Annotated in this window: 13 protein-coding genes; 10 read left to right on the forward strand and 3 right to left on the reverse strand. The window is 27.4% G+C overall.

Translation table 11 applies throughout. The features are described from left to right. Positions 1–157 precede the first annotated feature (157 nt). A complete protein-coding gene (locus tag ACN6I1_RS03565; protein ID WP_419742732.1) occupies positions 158–1,939 on the forward strand; it encodes a UvrD-helicase domain-containing protein in 1,782 nt (593 codons plus the stop codon). 25 nt (positions 1,940–1,964) lie between these two features. On the opposite strand, the gene ACN6I1_RS03570 is transcribed toward ACN6I1_RS03565, so the two are convergent. Continuing rightward, on the reverse strand, positions 1,965–2,777 hold the full coding sequence (locus tag ACN6I1_RS03570; RefSeq protein ID WP_419742733.1) for an undecaprenyl-diphosphate phosphatase: 813 nt from the start codon (positions 2,775–2,777) through the stop codon (positions 1,965–1,967). A 139-nt stretch (positions 2,778–2,916) separates the two neighbouring features. On the opposite strand from ACN6I1_RS03570, the gene ACN6I1_RS03575 reads away from it, so the two are divergent. From ACN6I1_RS03575 to ACN6I1_RS03595, 5 genes are all read left to right on the forward strand, one after another. After that, positions 2,917–3,825: a tyrosine-type recombinase/integrase gene (locus ACN6I1_RS03575; protein WP_021428859.1), complete on the forward strand. Its 909-nt coding sequence runs from the start codon at positions 2,917–2,919 to the stop codon at positions 3,823–3,825. A gap of 77 nt (positions 3,826–3,902) precedes the next feature. Beyond that, the gene (gene purB / locus ACN6I1_RS03580) at positions 3,903–5,345 is read left to right on the forward strand and encodes an adenylosuccinate lyase (protein WP_419742734.1); all 1,443 of its coding nucleotides are present in this window, start codon (positions 3,903–3,905) and stop codon (positions 5,343–5,345) included. 361 nt (positions 5,346–5,706) lie between these two features. Next, a complete protein-coding gene (yjeM, locus tag ACN6I1_RS03585) occupies positions 5,707–7,248 on the forward strand; it encodes a glutamate/gamma-aminobutyrate family transporter YjeM (RefSeq protein WP_220795696.1) in 1,542 nt (513 codons plus the stop codon). Positions 7,249–7,432: 184 nt separating this feature from the next. Next, on the forward strand, positions 7,433–8,359 hold the full coding sequence (locus ACN6I1_RS03590; protein WP_419742735.1) for a hypothetical protein: 927 nt from the start codon (positions 7,433–7,435) through the stop codon (positions 8,357–8,359). 103 nt (positions 8,360–8,462) lie between these two features. Further along, positions 8,463–9,932 carry an alanine/glycine:cation symporter family protein gene (locus ACN6I1_RS03595; protein ID WP_419742736.1) on the forward strand — a complete coding sequence of 490 codons (1,470 nt, stop codon included), beginning with the start codon at positions 8,463–8,465 and terminating at the stop codon, positions 9,930–9,932. Between the two features lie 45 nt (positions 9,933–9,977). On the opposite strand, the gene aspD is transcribed toward ACN6I1_RS03595, so the two are convergent. Continuing rightward, a complete protein-coding gene (aspD, locus tag ACN6I1_RS03600) occupies positions 9,978–11,600 on the reverse strand; it encodes an aspartate 4-decarboxylase (protein WP_419742737.1) in 1,623 nt (540 codons plus the stop codon). A gap of 321 nt (positions 11,601–11,921) precedes the next feature. Here aspD and ACN6I1_RS03605 point away from each other — a divergent pair, with 321 nt between their 5' ends. Then, a complete protein-coding gene (locus ACN6I1_RS03605) occupies positions 11,922–13,067 on the forward strand; it encodes a sensor histidine kinase (RefSeq protein WP_419742738.1) in 1,146 nt (381 codons plus the stop codon). Between the two features lie 95 nt (positions 13,068–13,162). After that, the gene (locus ACN6I1_RS03610; RefSeq protein ID WP_025163081.1) at positions 13,163–15,028 is read left to right on the forward strand and encodes an ATP-binding protein; all 1,866 of its coding nucleotides are present in this window, start codon (positions 13,163–13,165) and stop codon (positions 15,026–15,028) included. Positions 15,029–15,084: 56 nt separating this feature from the next. Here the strand turns inward: ACN6I1_RS03610 and ACN6I1_RS03615 are convergent, their stop codons facing one another. After that, on the reverse strand, positions 15,085–15,633 hold the full coding sequence (locus ACN6I1_RS03615) for a metal-dependent hydrolase (protein WP_419742739.1): 549 nt from the start codon (positions 15,631–15,633) through the stop codon (positions 15,085–15,087). A gap of 176 nt (positions 15,634–15,809) precedes the next feature. Between ACN6I1_RS03615 and ACN6I1_RS03620 the strand changes: the two genes are divergently transcribed. Then, complete coding sequence (locus tag ACN6I1_RS03620) at positions 15,810–17,378, forward strand: ClC family H(+)/Cl(-) exchange transporter (RefSeq protein WP_419742740.1); 1,569 nt, start codon at positions 15,810–15,812, stop codon at positions 17,376–17,378. Positions 17,379–17,451: 73 nt separating this feature from the next. Continuing rightward, positions 17,452–19,011, forward strand: a complete 1,560-nt coding sequence (locus ACN6I1_RS03625) for an oligosaccharide flippase family protein (protein WP_419742741.1) — start codon at positions 17,452–17,454, stop codon at positions 19,009–19,011. Positions 19,012–19,153: the final 142 nt, after the last annotated feature.

A 19,153-nucleotide genomic window follows, 5' to 3' on the forward strand; every position in this document is an offset into this window, starting at 1 on the left:
TAGTACCTATTTTTTACGCTTAAGCAAATTTTTATAAAAAAAGAGTAATAAGGATGTTTCATGGAAATAATAAATGGAAATAATATATTAAATATATCAAATATAGCAAAAAACTATTTAAAATGATATAATTATATAAAATGAGGGGGATGAGAAATTGAGCCAGTACATAAATATAAATTCCGAGCTAGATGCATTAAAGATAAAAGCGTTTGAAAAGGTTTTTTATCAAAGTATGAAAGAGGAAGCTAATGTAGTGCCAAAGGTGACTCCTTTTAAAGGAATAAATACAGATCTTCTATATATAAAAGATAAGAGAGTTTTATTTATAAAATTTATGGATACAACAGAAGATTTATTTATGCTCTTAGAAGATGAATTGTTAGAGGTAATGGAAGAGGAATATGATCTTTTAAGAAAGCAAATGAGCAAAATAGGTAATGATATTGAATATAACTACATATTTATAATGCCGCATGTATCTATATATGATAATGGAGAGTATAATGACTTTGTAGAAAATAATATAATAGATAAAGATAAATTATACAAAATAATGAATTATGAAATTAGCATAGATGAATTTTTAGGGAATCCAAATGATGAAATTTTACTTAATTTATTTATGCTACAAATTTGTCCTGAATATTACGTGATAAATAATAATCTTAACTTGAATAAAAGTTTAAAAAAAATATCTTTTTCAAATGAAGATTATAATTATACAGCTACTATGCTAGAAAGAAATCAAATTGAAAAAGTAGCCTCAGTTAAATATGGAGATACCTTATACAAAGGAGCATCTGGGTGTGGGAAGACAACTATATTATTATCTAGAGCCATTAAATTAGCTAGAATATATCCACACCATAAATTTGTAATATTTACTTATACAAAACAGCTTAGAAATGAGCTGAAAGAAAGATTAGATATTTTATATAAAGATAACAACAATATAGAAATTCATACATTTACTTCTTTCTTATTTAAATTAGCAAAAGCATACAACTTGGTGTTTGATTATAATATGCTAAAAAATACTCCTGATAAGGTATATAAAAATCTTGTTTTACAAGCTAAAAATACTATAAAAAATAAAAGTATGTTCAAAGGAATCTTTATAGATGAAATTGAATGTTTCGAGCCAGATCAGATTGACTTTATAAGAAGTTTCTTATATAAGTCTAAGTATATATTTAATGCATTTGAGTGCAAAGGATTAAATATATTTAGCAATTTAAGTATATTTAAAAACTCTTGGGACAATATAGAGTTCAATAATGTAATAGAATTAAATGATAACTATAGGCAGAGCAATAATTTAGTTGAATTTGTAAATAATTTTGATAAAAATTCAAATGATTATATAAAGAGCATAAGACCTAATGTTACAAATGATATGTATTATTTATCAAACTACATTAGAAAGAGTAATAAGGCTGTAGATATAATAAAAGTTTCTGATATAGAAGAACAAATAAGTTCTGTAATATGGGAAATTGAATATTTAACTACACAAAAGGGACTTAGTTATTCTGATATAGCAATTGTATATCCATTTAATAAGAAAAAATTAAAAAATGGGAAAACTATATATTTCCAATATATGTTGAAGAAAGACTTGGAAGAAAATGAAATACCATATATATATGGGGATGATGAATTAACTAATGTAGCAAAAAAAGCTGGAGTTACAATAGCGAATATATATACTATAAAAAACTTAGAATATAAAGCTGTTATATTTTGTGAATTAGAAATGCTATATAACCATAGTATTAATGATATAAGTCAAGACTATCAAGTTAATGACTTTGTAGGAGATTTAAATAAAGTATATCTTGCTATAAATAGAGCTACAGATTACTTAAGCATTATAACTACTTTTAATGAAGGTGCAAGTGACATCATAAGGTTATTGGTAGAGTCAAAAAAATAAAAGAAGCACATAGTGCTTCTTTTATTTATATTAAAAATGTAAAGTATGCAAATACTATTATACCAAGTACTATTCTATAATAACCAAATGCCTTGAAGTCATGTTTCTTGATATAATCCATTAAGAATTTAATAGCAAATACAGAAACTATAAATGCTGTTACAAATCCTGCACCTAATACTAACCACTCAAATCCAGAGAAGGCAGCACCAGTTTTTACAAGTTTAAGTGCACTTGCACCAAACATTGTAGGTATTGCTAAGAAGAATGAAAACTCAGCAGCTACATATCTAGATGTACCTAATAATGCAGCACCTATAATAGTTGCTCCAGATCTTGAAGTACCTGGAATTAAAGCTAAACATTGGAATAGTCCTATTCCTAAAGCTAATTTATATGTAAGCTGTGAAAAATCATTAACCTTAGGTTTTTTGTTTCTGCTCTCAATTAATATCATTATAACCCCATAAACTATAAGCGTTATTGAAACTGTTGTAGGGTTGAAAAATAATGAGTCTATAGCATCATCAAATAAAACTCCTAGTATTCCAGATGGAATTACTGCTATAATAACCTTAATCCATAAGTTGATTGTATCCTTTTTCTCTTTTTCTGTTTTAGAAGAATCTAAAGGATTTAATTTTTTAAAATATAGTGTTAAAACAGCAAGTATAGAACCTAATTGGATTACAACCATAAATGTGCTTACAAACACCTGCGATAAATCAAATTTAACGAATTGTTCAACTAATATAAGATGACCTGTACTACTTACAGGTAGCCACTCAGTTATACCTTGAACTATACCAAGTATAATGGCTTTAAAAATTTCTAACAATTTTAACTACCTCCTAATTTAAACTAATTTAACCATACGTTAAAGTATACCAATATTAATAAATATATTCAATATTTTAAAAAGGTATTTGAAAATAAGTTAGAAATTTAATAATTATAAAAAGACAGGGGGACTACACATGGAAGAAAATGCAATTTTAAATGAATATGAATATGAAATCTTTAAAGGATTTTCAAAAAAGCATAATCCAGCAACCAAGCATGACTACTTAAGCAAAGTTATATTATTTAAAGAATACGTAAATAATAAAGACTTAGTAAGTGTAACTAAAGAAGATTGTAGTGGGTTTATAGAATTTGTAAAAGATAACTATGCAAAATCTACATCAGAAAAAATATATAGTTACTTACATAGTTTTTACAATTATATGAAAAATGAAGAGTACATAGAAATTAACCCTTTTAAGCTAGTTAAAAAACCAAAAGTAAGTAGAATAAAAACTAAGGATGATGTTCTTAGTATTCAAGAAATAAACCAAATTATAGATACGTTGCCTAGATTAAATATGAGAGATAGATTAATAATGGTATTTCTTATAACGACTGGGTGCTTACTAAATGAATTAGTAAATTTAAAGTGGAAAGACTTGATGGTTGATGAAAATAACAATGCATACGTAAGGTTAGGAAAAGGTAGAAAGGAAAGGGTTGTAAAATTACATCCACATTGCTTTTCTAAAATAGAAGAATATAGAATATACCAAGGACTGCCGTCATGTATAATGCCAACAGAAGACTTTGTATTTACTAGTCAACAAAGAAATTCTATAACAGATAGAAATGTAAGGATAATTGTGAAAAAAGCCTTAGATATGGCAGGACTTAGCAATTATTCAGCAAAAGATTTTAGACATTCATTTGCAGCTATAAGTTTAAGGCTTGGAGCTGGAGAGGAAGAAGTGAAGAATCAACTTGGTTGGAGTGATAAATATTATGCAATAAGATATAAATATGTACTTAACTTTGTAGATAGTGAGAGTATTGATTATATTATATCAAGTGATAAAATGAACATAAATAAAAAATAACTTGTTATTGTTCGTTTAATTATATATAATTAAAATTATAATAATAATATAAAGACACAAGGAAGGTGCTAAATAGAATGGAAAATAAATATAGTACATATGCAAATCCGTTAATAGATAGATATTGCAGTAAAGATATGAGTTATATATTTTCTCCACAATGCAAATTTTCTACATGGAGAAAACTTTGGGTTGCATTAGCTGAATCAGAAAAAGAGTTAGGGCTTAATATAACAGATGAACAAATAAATGAATTAAAAGCTAATATCAATAATATAAATTTTGATGAAGCTAGAAAAATAGAAAAAGAAGTAAGACATGATGTTATGAGTCATGTAAAAGCTTATGGATTACAATGTGATAGTGCAAAAGGAATAATACATTTAGGAGCAACTAGTGCATATGTTGGAGACAACACTGATGTAATTCAAATGAATGAAGCATTAAAACTTATAAGAATAAAATTAGTAAACTTAATAAATAATTTAAAAGAGTTTGCTTTACAGAATAAAGATATACCAACTTTAGGATTTACTCATTTCCAAGCAGCTCAACTTACAACAGTAGGAAAAAGAGCATGTCTTTGGGCACAAGATTTAGTAATAGATTTAGAAGATTTAAACTTTAGAATAGAAAATATGAAGCTTAGAGGTGTAAAAGGAACAACTGGAACACAAGCTAGTTTCTTAAGTCTATTTGAAGGTGATGACGAAAAAGTAAAAGAACTAGATAAACTTGTATGTGAGAAGATGGGTTATAAAGCATCATATGCAGTAAGTGGACAAACATATACTAGAAAATTAGACTACCAAGTTATATCTATTTTATCAGGAATAGCTCAAAGTATGCATAAGATGACTAATGATATAAGACTTTTACAAAGTTTAAAAGAGTTAGAAGAACCATTTGAAAAAAATCAAATTGGATCATCTGCAATGGCGTATAAAAGAAATCCTATGAGAAGTGAAAGAATAGCTTCATTATCTAAGTTTGTTATAGGGGAATCTTTAAGTCCTGCATTAGTGCAAGCTACTCAATGGTTAGAAAGAAGTTTAGATGACTCTGCAAATAAAAGATTAGCTATACCTCAAGCTTTTATGGCAGTAGATGCTATACTTGAAATAGGTATAAATGTAACTAATGGACTTGTTGTTTATGAAAACATAATAAACAAGCATATAAATGAAGAACTACCTTTTATGGCTACAGAGACTATTCTTATGGAAGCTGTAAAAAGAGGTGGAGATAGACAAGAATTACATGAAGTTATAAGAGAATACTCAATGCAAGCTGCAAAGAGAGTTAAACAAGAAGGAAAAGATAATAACTTATTAGAGTTAATTCTTATAGATTGTGATACATTTAAGATGTCAAAAGAAGAAATTCTATCAATAATGGATCCTAAAAACTTTGTAGGAAGAGCTCCAAAACAAGTTGTTGAGTTTGTTGAGGATGTAATAAACCCTGCTATAAGTGAGTATAAAGATTCTATAGGAATGAAAATAGATTTAAATGTGTAAAAAATAGAGGTTTTTAACCTCTATTTTTTGTGCGTTTTAAAATTAAATTTTAAAATTTGAACTTACAAATTATAAAGGAAAAAATTGATACATATATATGTAAATATTTAAAAATATAGCGGAAATAATAAATAATATTAAAAATAAAAAATAGGCATTAATATAAGGTAAAATGTAGGTTTTTGTTAAATTAAGTTAATAAAATCTGAAAATTCAATTAAAGTTAAAAAGTATTGGAAAGTTTGTAGAATTATGATATTATATGTAAAGCGGAAAAGGTTAAACATTTAAATAGATAGAAATCTAACAAAATGACCTTTGATGTAAACAGTATTATTATACTTCATGAGGAGGAAAACAAATGGCAGGAAATACTAACAATGCTAAAAAATTAACATTAGTGCCCCTAGTACTTATGATATTCACATCTGTATTCGGGTTCGCTAACATGCCGAGAGCGTTTTTCCTAATGGGATACGCAGCAATACCTTGGTATATATTAAGTGCAATTTTATTCTTTATACCGTATGCATTTATGATGGCTGAATACGGATCTGCATTCAAAAAAGAATCAGGTGGTATGTATTCATGGATGGAAAAATCTGTAGGACCTAAATATGCATTCGTAGGAACATTTATGTGGTATGCATCTTATATCATCTGGATGGTAAACGTTGCATCAACTTTATGGGTTCCATTATCAAACGCAATATTTGGATATGATGCTACAGCTAACTGGTCTTTATTTGGATTAAGTTCAGTTCAAACACTAGGAATACTTGGAGCATTATGGATAATATTAGTTACTTATGTATCAACTAAAGGTATAGAGAAGATAACTAAGGTTACTTCTATAGGTGGTACAGCAGTTGCATTATTAAATATAGTTTTATTAGTAGGTGGGGTTTTAGTTGTAATAATGAACAAAGGACAATTTGCAGAGCCTGTAACAAACGTAGCTAAAGCGTTTACAACTTCTCCAAATCCAGCTTATCAAACACCATTAACTGTATTATCATTCTTAACATTTGCAATATTTGCATTTGGAGGATTAGAAGTTTTAGGTGGCTTAGTTGACCAAACTGAAAATGCTGAAAAAACTTTCCCTAAAGGTCTTACTTTAGCAGCTATAGTAATATCTATAGGATATGCATTAGGTATATTTGCTTGTGGTATGTTCACTAACTGGAGTGAAGTATTATCAGGACAAAATGTAAATATGGCTAACGTTGCTTATGTATTAATGCAAAACTTAGGATACCAATTAGGTATAGCATTTGGAACTAGTCAATCAGTAGCATTAACTATGGGTGCTTGGGTTGCTAGATTCGTTGGATTATCAATGTTCTTAGCATTATCAGGAGCATTTTTCACATTAACTTATTCTCCATTAAAGACTCTTATAGAAGGAGCACCAAAGCAAGTATGGCCTGGTAAATTAGGAGAAATAAAAAATGGAATGCCTATAAATGCTATGAAAGTTCAAGCTATAATAGTTGTAGTTATGATACTTTTAGTATCATTTGGTGGTAAGAGTGCAAGTGAATTCTTCGCTTTACTAGTACTTATGACTAACGTTGCAATGACATTACCATACTTATTCTTATCAAGTGCATTCCCTGCATTTAAGAAAAAGCAATTAGAAGGTAAAGTTGATAAAGCATTCGTAGTTTACAAGAGTGTTGGAATGGCAACAGCTTTCGCTGTAATAATAGGTATATTAGTTGGATTCGCTAACGTATTCACTATAATAGAACCAGTATTATCTTCACCAGAAGGATTAAGCAAAACAATAGCTATGGCAGCTGGACCAGTAATATTTGGATCAATAGGATTCGCATTATATTCTTTCTATGAAAGTAAACATGTAAAGAATAGTGACAATAATAGAAAAGCAAGCTAATATTTTAGCTTACATTATAGAAAAATACACCTACTATTAAATTAGTAGGTGTATTTATTTATATATAAAAATATACTTATTTTGACAAATGAGTATATTTTTATATATAAATAAACAAATATTTAGTATACTATAATAGTACTAAAGCTAATTAAAGATACAAAAGACATGGGAGGTACAAGTATTGTTTAAGAAATTATTAAATTTTATAAAAGTTACTAAAGAAGAAAAAACATCTACAGAAGAAGTTGAAATTAAAGATAAAGTAGAAGAAGAAAACACTACTGATTTTGATGTCCAAACTATAGATGCAAACAAAGATGTAGAGATAAATTTAAATAGTAAAGAATTAGAAAATAATATAATTGAAGATATAATTGAAATGAAAAATGAAAAAGTTGAGGATATACAATTAGAAGATCAAGTTGTTGTGAAAAAACAAATAAACTGTGAAGATAATATAAATATAACTAAAGAAGAAAATATTACAGTAGAAATTTCAGAAGAAGAAGAACAATATATAAAATCAATAAAAATACAAAGAGAAAAAAGAATAAAAGCTATAGATGTTTACACAAATGATGAGATTGTATTTGAAAGTTATAAAGAGTGTAGCAAATCATTAGGTGTTCCTATGCAATATATAAAAGAAAATCTGAAATATGGATACACTGATTTCTTTGGAGAAGCTGTAAATTTTTTAAGTAAACAGCTTAAATTAGATTTAAACAATAAAACTATAGGAGACAAAAATATAGTTGAAATATTTAATTTTTTACATAATGAGTTATGGAATACTGATATAGATGAAGAAAAAAGAGAAGGGATTTTATGTAGTGAAAAAATAGAGCCAGTTCACATGCACTATAGATTTGAAATTATGGATGATGAATATGATGATTATTATAAGAAGTATGGTAAAATAATTCGTCGTGGTGGTAAGAAAAAAATTGAACTTATAGATAAAAAAAATGAAGTTATAGATGTATTTAAATCATTAGATGATTGTGCGAATTTTTTTGGTAAGAATAAAAGTGAAATAACAGAGCGATTAAAATGTGGTGAATGTAAAATTGGTAGATATCAAATAAGATACAGCCTAAGACGATAGTTAATTAATAAACTATATAAATGAAAGAAAAAATGGAAACAAATTCATAAGTCTGAATATATTCTATTAAGAAATTAAAAATTTCTAAAATATAGGAGGGCTTATGGAAAGTATAATAAATTCCATCAATAACATTTTATGGAGTAATGCACTTATTGCGTTATGTTTAGGAACAGGATTATATTTCTCGTTAAGAACAAGATTCTTACAGGTTAGACACTTAAATGAGATGGTAGTACTTTTGGCAAAAGGTGAAAAATCGGATAAAGGCATATCTTCATTTCAAGCACTTTGTACATCATTGGCAGGAAGGATAGGCACTGGTAATATAGCAGGGGTTGCTACAGCTATTGCTATGGGAGGTCCAGGAGCTTTATTTTGGATGTGGGCTATTGCATTTCTAGGAGCTGGGTCAGCTTTTGTTGAATCTACATTAGCTCAGATTTACAAAGAAGAAGACAATGGTGAGTATAGAGGAGGACCTGCATACTACATCGAAAAAGGTATGGGTGTTAAATGGTATGCTATATTATTTGCAGTAGCAACTTTAATTGCTATGGGGATTTTTCTTCCAGGAGTACAATCAAATTCAATTTCAGCAGGAATAGAAAATGCATTTGGAATAAGTAAGTCTATATCTGGATTAGGAATTATAATACTGCTTGGATTAATTATATTTGGTGGAATAAAAAGAATTAGCTCTTCAGCAGAACTTATTGTACCATTTATGGGGTTAGCATATATATTAATGTCACTGGTTATTATAGCTGTAAATATTGAAAAATTGCCAGAAGTTATAACTTTAATATTTAAATCAGCATTTGGAGCAGAGCAGGCATTTGCAGGTATTTTAGGTTCTACTATAGCTTGGGGAGTAAAACGTGGAGTATACTCTAATGAAGCTGGGCAAGGTACAGGGCCACAAGCAGCTGCAGCTGCAGAGGTATCTCATCCCGCTAAACAAGGGTTTGTTCAAGCATTTTCTGTATATGTAGATACATTATTTGTTTGTTCGGCTACTGGATTTATGTTATTAATGACAGGTAAATACAATGTATATAATGCAAGCAATGAATTTATAGTTCAAAACTTACCTGGAGTTGAAGTTGGGCCTGCCTTTACACAAAGTGCAGTAGATACATTGATACCTGGATTTGGATCAGCATTTGTTGCTGTAGCTCTTTTCTTCTTTGCATTTACAACACTTATGGCATATTACTATATTTCAGAAGTTAACTTAGCTTATTTAGCAAAGAGAATATTAAACAATAATGAAAAAACTAAAAAAGTATTAATAAATATATTAAAAGTAGTTATACTAGCATCAACATATTATGGATGTGTTAAAACATCTACATTAGCTTGGACTTTAGGTGATATAGGTGTAGGTGTTATGGCGTGGATAAATATAATAGCTATACTAATAATTGCAAAACCAGCACTTATAGCACTAAAAGATTATGAAGAGCAAAAGAAACTTGGAATACCTAGAGAAAAAATTGACTTTAATCCAATAAAACTTGGAATAAAAAATGCAACTTTCTGGGAGGAAAGATTAAATAATAAAAAATAAAAAAATAAAAATAGCTTCTAAACTTAGAAGCTATTTTTATTTTTTTTATTTATTTTTTTTCCATGTATATACATAAAAGCTTAATACTTCTTTTATTGAATTCCCTATGAATGTATAAGACTCATCATCTAAGTTTGCTAATGAGACCCTAACAGACCACTCAGGACCAAAGAATCCATGACCACTTAGTAAAACTATAGAGTAATTATTAGCTAGCTTAAATAACATGTCTGCAGGCTTATAATTGTCTTTTATGAAATTAGCAAAATCTTCACCGTAGTTATTTGTAGCCCACTTCATTATATCGAATATTACATAATAAGAAGCATCATTTTTGTTTTCTATTAACTCTACTCCTAAAGCATCATAGAAAAGTTTTTGTCTACGTTTACATATAGATATATTTACGCCTTTATAATTATCATCTTTATCTATTAAAGCAAATGCTGAGAAAAATGCCATTTGAACTTGCTGAGGAGTTGATAAACCAGCAGTATGGTTAAGTGCAACCATTCTACTATCTGCAACTATTCTGTCCATAAATGATATTTTATCTGGGTTTAAACTCATATCGCTATAACGTTTATTTACAGATGTTTTTAAGTCATCAGGTAATTCATTTATAAGTTTTTCAAATACATTATTTTCATGTAAAGCTAAAGTACCTAAACGCCAACCAGTTACACCAAAGTACTTAGAGAATGAATAAGCTCCTATAGTGTTATAAGGCAAGCTAGCCATTAAAGATTTAAAACCAGGTACGAAAGTTCCATAAACATCATCAGATATTATCATTAAGTTAGGATGATGATTTGTAACTACATCAACTAAATTATTACAGCTATTTTCATCTAATGCTATAGATGCTGGATTGTTAGGGTTAACTAAAAATAAAGCTTTTATAGATTTATCACAAAGTTTTTCTAATTCTTTTTTAGAATATTGCCAAGTATGATTATTATTTTCATCAATTTCATCTGCATTTATAAAAACTACATCAAAGTTATATCTTGGTAAATGTGGTATTTCTAAATAAGGTGTAAATATAGGAGTCATAATAGCTATTTTATCACCTTTTCTTAATAACTCATTAGCCATTAAAGAGTCGAATATATAACACATAGCAGCTGTTGCACCTTCTACCGCAAAGATGCTTAAAGGACCACCTTTTTTAGTATCATATTTCATTTCTTTTATTAAATACTTAGTAACTATTTGCTCTATATGAACAAGTATTCTATCAGGAGATGGATAGTTATCACCTATTATTGCATCAGCTAATTCAAATACCCAAGAGTCTGGATCAAAGTCAAATTCTTCTATTCCATAATCAACAATATCTTTAGCCAAACTAGCTCCAGGCATATTTAAATTGTCATAAATATATTGATAAAAACGAGTAGCGATTCCTTCTTTTTTTGGCATACCAGCTAAATCGCCTTCGTTCCAAGTTCTACGAGTTTCGTTAACTGCAAATTGCCCAAATGTAAAAAATGCTTCACGAGGTGTTGCTGCTGTCCAGTTTGGATTACCACGACCAGCATCTAAAACTCTCCTTCCGCTTTCCATAGCTCTGAACTTAGCAAGCTTTATTAACTTATCTTTAAATTCAAAAGGGCTAATTTTTCCATAAACATCATTGATTTCTTTAAAGTTATATCTGCGCATATATATACACACTCCTTTTTTATCTGCAATTAATATCTATAATGTAACAAAATATTAAAAAGTTTACCCATTTAATATATATATTATTATATATAATTTTTAAGAAAAATAAAGCATAAAATAAAAAGAAAGAAAATTTAATAAAGTTTAAATATATTAAAACTTAAATTAATAATATAAAAGTCGAAAAACACTTTAATTTGTTTGGTTTTAAATAAAATGTCTAAAAAAAAAATGAAAATATCAAAGGAAATCATGAGAAAAAAATAGAAATTTTTAATATAATTATTTTTAATTTGGTTTTTATAAGTGGGGGGTAAAATGAAATATAAATGTATTGAGGAAGATATATTAAAATCCTCGCCTACTCCATATATAGTTGGAGAAATATGCAAAATAACAGATAAAAAAAATGTAATAAAAATCAATTCTATAAGTGAAACACTAAAAAACATTTTAGCTACGGATGAAAATGAAATAGTAGGCGAAGAAAAATTTCATATTTTAGATGAAAATAAAAGCATAGATATATTTGAGCATATAATAAATGAAAAAAAAGTAAGTGTTAATATTAAAAATAGTAACTCGAATTTTGAATTAATATCTACAAACTTATATGATAATAATTATGTAATTTGGTTTGTTGATAAAAATGAACAAATAGAACATGAAATCAACAATAAAATAAGAGGTGATTTTTTTGCTAATCTATCTCATGAACTTAGAACACCATTAAACATAATATTTAGTTCAGTTCAGGTTTTAGATTTAAAATTAAAAAATACAGAAATGAAAGAAGACCAATCAATTACAAAATATATAAACATGGCAACTCAAAATACCTACAGATTACTTAAATTAGTAAACAATCTAATTGATTCAAACAAAATAACAGCTGGATACTTTGAATATAATCCTCAAAATTACGATATTGTATATTTTGTAGAAAGTATTTGTCAATCTATCGTAGACTTTGCTAAGCAAAAAAATATAGAAGTTATATTTGATACGGATATAGAAGAAAAAATAATTTCTTTCGACTTAGATAAAATGGAGCGAATAATATTGAATATATTATCTAATTCAATTAAATTTACAAAAGAACAAGGAAAAATAGAAATTTATATAAGAGAATCAAATGAAATGTTAGAAATAGAAATATCTGATGATGGAATAGGAATACCTCAAAATAAACTAAATTCTATATTTGAAAGATTTAAACAAGTAGAAAATAATACAATAAGAAGCGGAGAAGGTAGTGGAATAGGTTTATACCTAGTGAAAAGCTTAGTTGATATGCATGGTGGGGATATAGCTGTTGAAAGTGAACTTGGATTTGGTACAACATTTAAGATAAGTATACCTGCCGAATTAGAAGAAGAATGTGAATGTAATATAATAGAAAAAAACCTACAAAATTCGTATATAGAAAAAATAAAAGTAGAATTTTCTGATATTTATGCATAAACAAAGGTCTCGATTACAAATTGTAATCGAGATTTTTGTATTTATTTGCTATAATTAAAGTATAAATTCGGTATACAGAATAAGGGGAGATAAATTTGATCGTTCATAGTTATGAAGATGTTTTACAAGTATGTCCTATACCGTATGTATGGGGAAAACGTATAAGTAACAAAAATGGAAGCTTGGACTATATAATTAAGGGTGGAAATGAATTATTACTAAAAAAAATAAAAATTGAAAGCGAGGATGAGATATTAAATAAGGATGTATGTGAGATATTAGGGATATCAAAAGAAGAAATTGAATTATTTGATAAAGTAAGTAATAATAAATTTACAAGATATCAATATGTTTGTAATTTAAAAGATATATATAAAGTAACTTTAAATATAGATAAAGATGATAATTTTTACATGTGGTTTCAGGTTTATCATGTAAGTAGTAATTACAATTTACTAATTCAAAATAATTTAAAAGCTATAATTTGGACAAAAGATATTAATGGCAGATACATAAAGATCAATAGAAACTTTGAAGAATTAGTAGGCATGCCTAAGGGGGAAATAATAGGTAAGAAAAATAAAGAGCTTGAAATTCACAATGGATTTGAACATATGGAAGAATATGAAAAGCTTATATTAGATAAAAAAGAAGATGCTATTGAAAAAATAATATTTGAAGATAATAAATGGGTAAGTATTTTTATACATCCTATGATTGATGAAGAGAAAAATGTAATAGGTACATATGGTTTTAAGATTTATGATTATGTAAATTCAAAAACTCCAATAGGAATAGAAAATAGAAATAAAATGTTAGAAATAATTGTAGATAATTTACCTATACCTATTTTTTATAAAGATGTACAAGGTGTATATTTGTATTGCAATGAAGCTTTTGGAGAATTATTAGAATTAGATAGAAAAAAAATAATTGGGAAAAAAGATTATGATTTGAATTTAAAAGAAGATAAAATAGTAGAGTATAGAGAAGCTGATAACCAAGTAATAAAACATAAGATTACAAATGTAAATGAAGATTTTATGGAAAGAAGCTCAGGGGATAAATATGTAGAAATAACTAAAGTTCCTTTATGGGACTATAGAAAAAAAGTAATAGGTGTAATTGGGATTATAATAGACTTAACTCAAAAGAAAGCCACCGAAAGAGAACTCGAAAAACTTAGGTTAGACTTTTTTTCAAATTTAACTCATGAATTTAGAACTCCATTAAATCTAATATTTTCATCGGTTCAGTTAATAGACCAAAGTATCCCAAAGATAGAAAAAGGTGACCTTAATATATTAATACGATACCTAAATATAATAGATCAAAATGGTATGCGGCTTTTAAAGTTAGTAAATAATTTAATTGACTCAACCAGAATTGATTCAGGGTGTGTAGATTATAATCCTCAAAATCAAGATATAATAAGTTTTGTAGAAAATATATGTGATTCAGTTGTAGAGTTTAGTAAGTCTCAAAGCATAGAGCTAATATTTGACACTGATCAAGAAGAGAAAATAGTATCTTTTGATAGTGACAAAATGGAGAGAGTAATACTAAACTTATTATCTAATGCGATAAAATATAATAAGGAAAATGGTCAAATAGATGTAGGTATTAGATGTAATCCAGAACATATAGATATAAGTGTTAAAGATACTGGAGTAGGAATACCTAAGGATAAAATTAATGATGTGTTTGAAAAATTTAAGCAAGTTGATAATAGATTGACTAAAATAAGTGAGGGTAGTGGAATTGGATTATCGATAGTTAAGTCTTTAGTTGAATTGCATGATGGAACTATAAATGTAAACAGCGAAGTAGGAGTTGGAACAGAGTTTGAAGTGAAAATTCCAAATCAAATAGTTTTACAAGATTCAAGTAAAAATTCTATTCAAAATGAATCTATTGATATGGACAAAAAAATACAAATAGAGTTTTCTGATATATATTAATAAAAAGCCTAAGTCAAGTATGTAGTAACAATTACTTGACTTAGGCTTTTGCTGTACTAAATTTTTATATTGAGTAAGTAGTATAAGTTGTAAAAAATTAAATTTATAGAAATAAATTTTAAAACCTTATTAACATACCTCTCGCCTTTTGAACTGGTTTTTAATCTGGATAACTTGAAATTAAAACCTAAAGGAAAAAATAAATCAACACCTTCATACGTAAAAATATCTAACAATATATGAGATGCATATCCCCAAAATATACCATATGCTGAACAAATCAATATAATATTTTTATCGCCTATTAAAACTACTAATTTTAGAAACTCTGATAAAATTAATAAAAATAAAAGACTATGAGTAAATCCTCTATGCTTTGTTCGCTTTGAAATAAACTTTGACAAGTGAGGCCATTTTTTACTCATATAAGATTTTCTAGTATCTAAATCAGGTAATAAAGATCCCAAATTAGCAAACTGAAAATAAATAAAAAAAAGCATCAATTTATATAAAGTATTAAAGTTATCTAAATATACATTACTAAAAGCAGAAAACGTAAGAGCTGCAATTAAGTATCCTCCAGATGAATGTGTTTCCTTTGTCATTAAAATACCCTTTCTAATAATTGGTTATTTAAACCTTATTATATATCAAAAAAAATGAATATGGAATCGAACAAATATAAAAACTTAATTTATTTGAAAATAATATACTGTATACAATTTAAAAATATAGTAATTAGTAGTATAATAAAAATGATGGTAAAAAAGGAGGATGCTAAATGGAGAAAGAAAAAACATGCAATCTATTAAAGCATACTGAAAATTTAAAGTTTAAACTTATATTAGAAAGTACTATAATAGGTGCGATTGTTGGAGTTACAATAGTACTTCACAGGATATTATTAGAAAAAGTAACTAATGTATTTATGTGGTTTTACTCTAATAGTAGAGGAAATTTAGTAAATACTATATTGTTATTTGGATTATTAATCATAAGTGGATATGTAGTAGGCCTTATGGTAAAAAAGGTACCATTAATTAGTGGTAGTGGTATACCTCAAGTAGAAGGAATACTAATGAAAAAATTAAAAGGCAGTTGGTTAAGCGTTTTAATAAATAAATTTGTAGGTGGACTTATAGCCTTAGGAGCTGGATTATCGCTAGGAAGAGAAGGCCCTTCTGTTCAAATGGGAGCCAGTATAGGTGAGGGATTTGCAAAAATATTTAAAAGAGTTAGTGTTGAAGAAAAATATTTAATAACTAGTGGAGCAAGTGCAGGATTAGCAGCAGCTTTTAATGCTCCTATATCAGGTGTAATGTTTGCCTTAGAGGAAGTTCATAAAAACTTTTCACCATTAGTACTACTTTCTGTTATGGCATCTGCATTAATGTCTGATTTTATTACAAAAACATTTTTAGGAATTGGTAAATCTCTTAATTTTGTAGGTGTTAGAGTATTAGATTTAAAGTATTATTGGTTATTAATAATATTAGGTATCATAGTAGGTATAAGTGGTGTTATATTTAATAGCGGAATTTTAAAAACTCAATCAATATTTAAAAAATCAAAATTAAGTACTGAAATAAAAGTAATAATCCCGTTTTTAATAACAGGTGTTGTGGGATTAACTGCACCAATTTTATTAGGTGGAGGACATGAACTTATAATGTCTTTAGATAAAAGCTCTATGACATTAAAAATGCTATTATTATTTTTATTAGTTAAATATTTACTTACATTTGTAGGATTTGGATCAGGAGTTCCAGGAGGGATATTTTTCCCACTATTAGTATTAGGAGCGTTAATAGGGAACATATTTGGGATAGTAGCAGTTAATGTGTTTGATATTCCTAGCATATATATACTGAACTTTATAATACTTGCTATGGCAGGAAACTTTGCATCTATAGTAAAAGCTCCTATAACGGGAATTATACTAATATGTGAAATGACAGGAAGTTTTGACCATTTATTATCTCTTGCAATAGTATGTATAGTAGCATATGTTACATCAGATTTATTTAAATCAGAACCTATATATGAAAGCTTGCTTGAAAGATGCTTACAGAGCGGAAATGATAAATTTGAATCTAACTCATCTAGAAAGAGTTTAATGGAAGTTGCAATTCATTTAGGTTGTGAAATAGAACATAAAAAAATAAAAGATGTAAAATGGCCAGAAAATTGTTTAATAGTATCTATAACAAGAGGCGGTAAAGAAATAATTCCAAGCGGGGACACTACATTACTCGGGGGAGATTATTTAACGATAATGGCAGATGAAGAAAATTCTGCATGTGCTCTAGATTATGTAACAGATTTAACATCTAATATAAAATTATTATAGAATTTTATTGAGTGTAATTACATATATATTAAAAATGTACAAGGTACAAATTTGATATATGATAGGTGATTGCATGAGAAGAAAAAAGCTTATAATAAATGCAATAATAATGACATTCTCAACTATTATATTTGGATTTATATCTATGTTTTTCAGGGTATATTTATCCAAGAAAATAGGACCGGAAGGAATGGGATTGTATCAGCTTATAATGTCTGTATATATTATGGCTGTAACATTTTCGAGTGCTGGAATCAGAATAGCAATTACAAGGCTTGTTGCAGAACAAGTAGGAAAAGGAAATAACAAGGGTATAAGAACTATAGTAAATAAAGGATGCATATACAGTTTGTTTTTCAGTATAGTAACATCTATTGTGCTTTTTTATGGAGCGGAATATATAGGAAATGTATTTTTAAAAGATGCAAGATCTGTACTATCCTTAAAAATATTAGCTTACAGTTTACCGTTTATAGGAATTTCTTCTTGTTTAAGTGGTTACTTTTATGGAGCAAGAGAAGTTGTTAAATCTGTTTCAGCAGAAATTTTAGAACATTTATTAATGATGGCAATTTCAATAGCAGCTATTACTATATTTGTAGATACTAATATAGAAAACATATGTGCACTTATATGTGTAGGTATGGCTGTAGGTAATATAGTATCTTGTATATATGCCTACATATTGTGTGCACTTAAAACAAGACCATTAAGCAGAACTGTATGTTGTAGTAATTATAATGAATGTAGAATTAGTGACATAAGCAAAATAGCATTTCCAATAGCATCAAGTTCATATATTCAAAGTGGACTTAGAACTATAGAAGATATATTAATACCTAATGCTCTTAGAATGTCTGGAACTTCAATTTCAGCATCTTTGTCAATATTTGGAATGATAAAAGGTATGGCACTTCCTATAATAAATTTTCCAGCAGTATTTTTAAGTTCATTTGCAACTTTGATAATACCAGAAATATCAGAAGCACACTCGTTAAATAGGAATAAAATGGTCAACTTTATAATTTCTAATGTATTTAGAATAACATTTATAATATCAATATTTGCATCAGGTGTTTTTATTGCATTTGCAAGCGATATAGGAATGGCAGTTTATAGTAATAAAGATATAGGGCCTATAATTAGAATTTTAGCCCCAGTAATACCTATAATGTATTTAGAAAGAATAATGGATGGGATTTTAAATTCTTTAAACAAGCAAGTTGCATTGTTAAAAATAAATTTGTTTGATATGGTTATTAGAATTCTTATAATATACTTTATAATACCTACAAAGGGCATAGAAGGGTTTATACTAGTTATATTTGTAAGTAATATTATTAACTTTGGATTAAATATGATAAATGTTTTAAAAACTACTAAGTTACAATTTAAAATGTTTAATTGGGTTATAAAACCAATTTTATGCATAGGTGTATCTGTTATAGTAGCTTCATTTATAGGATACAATATTATAAATAAAATATTTATTTCTATGGGTATATATATAGCTATGCTTATAATAACTAGATGTATAAGAATAAAAGATCTTAATTGGGTAATAGATAGCTTTAGGCTAGCAAAAGATATAAATGTACATAGTATAAAATTATATAGTGATAGATACATATAAAGAAAAGAGTTTGCATATTGCAAACTCTTTTCTTATATATAAATAGAAATAAATTTTGAGAAATTATTGAATATTAAGAAATATATGGATATAATTAACGTGTAGAAAAAAATAGTATATAAATGAAATTAAAACCATGAAG

This window comes from Paraclostridium dentum (assembly GCF_048568265.1).
GTDB lineage: Bacteria > Bacillota > Clostridia > Peptostreptococcales > Peptostreptococcaceae > Paraclostridium > Paraclostridium dentum.

Coding starts and splice junctions, on each gene's coding strand:
- ACN6I1_RS03595 (WP_419742736.1), top strand. CDS start 8,463: ATGGAAAGTATAATAAATTCCATCAATAACATTTTATGGAGTAATGCA.
- ACN6I1_RS03615 (WP_419742739.1), bottom strand. CDS start 15,633: ATGACAAAGGAAACACATTCATCTGGAGGATACTTAATTGCAGCTCTT.
- ACN6I1_RS03605 (WP_419742738.1), top strand. CDS start 11,922: ATGAAATATAAATGTATTGAGGAAGATATATTAAAATCCTCGCCTACT.
- yjeM (WP_220795696.1), top strand. CDS start 5,707: ATGGCAGGAAATACTAACAATGCTAAAAAATTAACATTAGTGCCCCTA.
- aspD (WP_419742737.1), bottom strand. CDS start 11,600: ATGCGCAGATATAACTTTAAAGAAATCAATGATGTTTATGGAAAAATT.
- ACN6I1_RS03625 (WP_419742741.1), top strand. CDS start 17,452: ATGAGAAGAAAAAAGCTTATAATAAATGCAATAATAATGACATTCTCA.
- ACN6I1_RS03620 (WP_419742740.1), top strand. CDS start 15,810: ATGGAGAAAGAAAAAACATGCAATCTATTAAAGCATACTGAAAATTTA.
- ACN6I1_RS03575 (WP_021428859.1), top strand. CDS start 2,917: ATGGAAGAAAATGCAATTTTAAATGAATATGAATATGAAATCTTTAAA.
- purB (WP_419742734.1), top strand. CDS start 3,903: ATGGAAAATAAATATAGTACATATGCAAATCCGTTAATAGATAGATAT.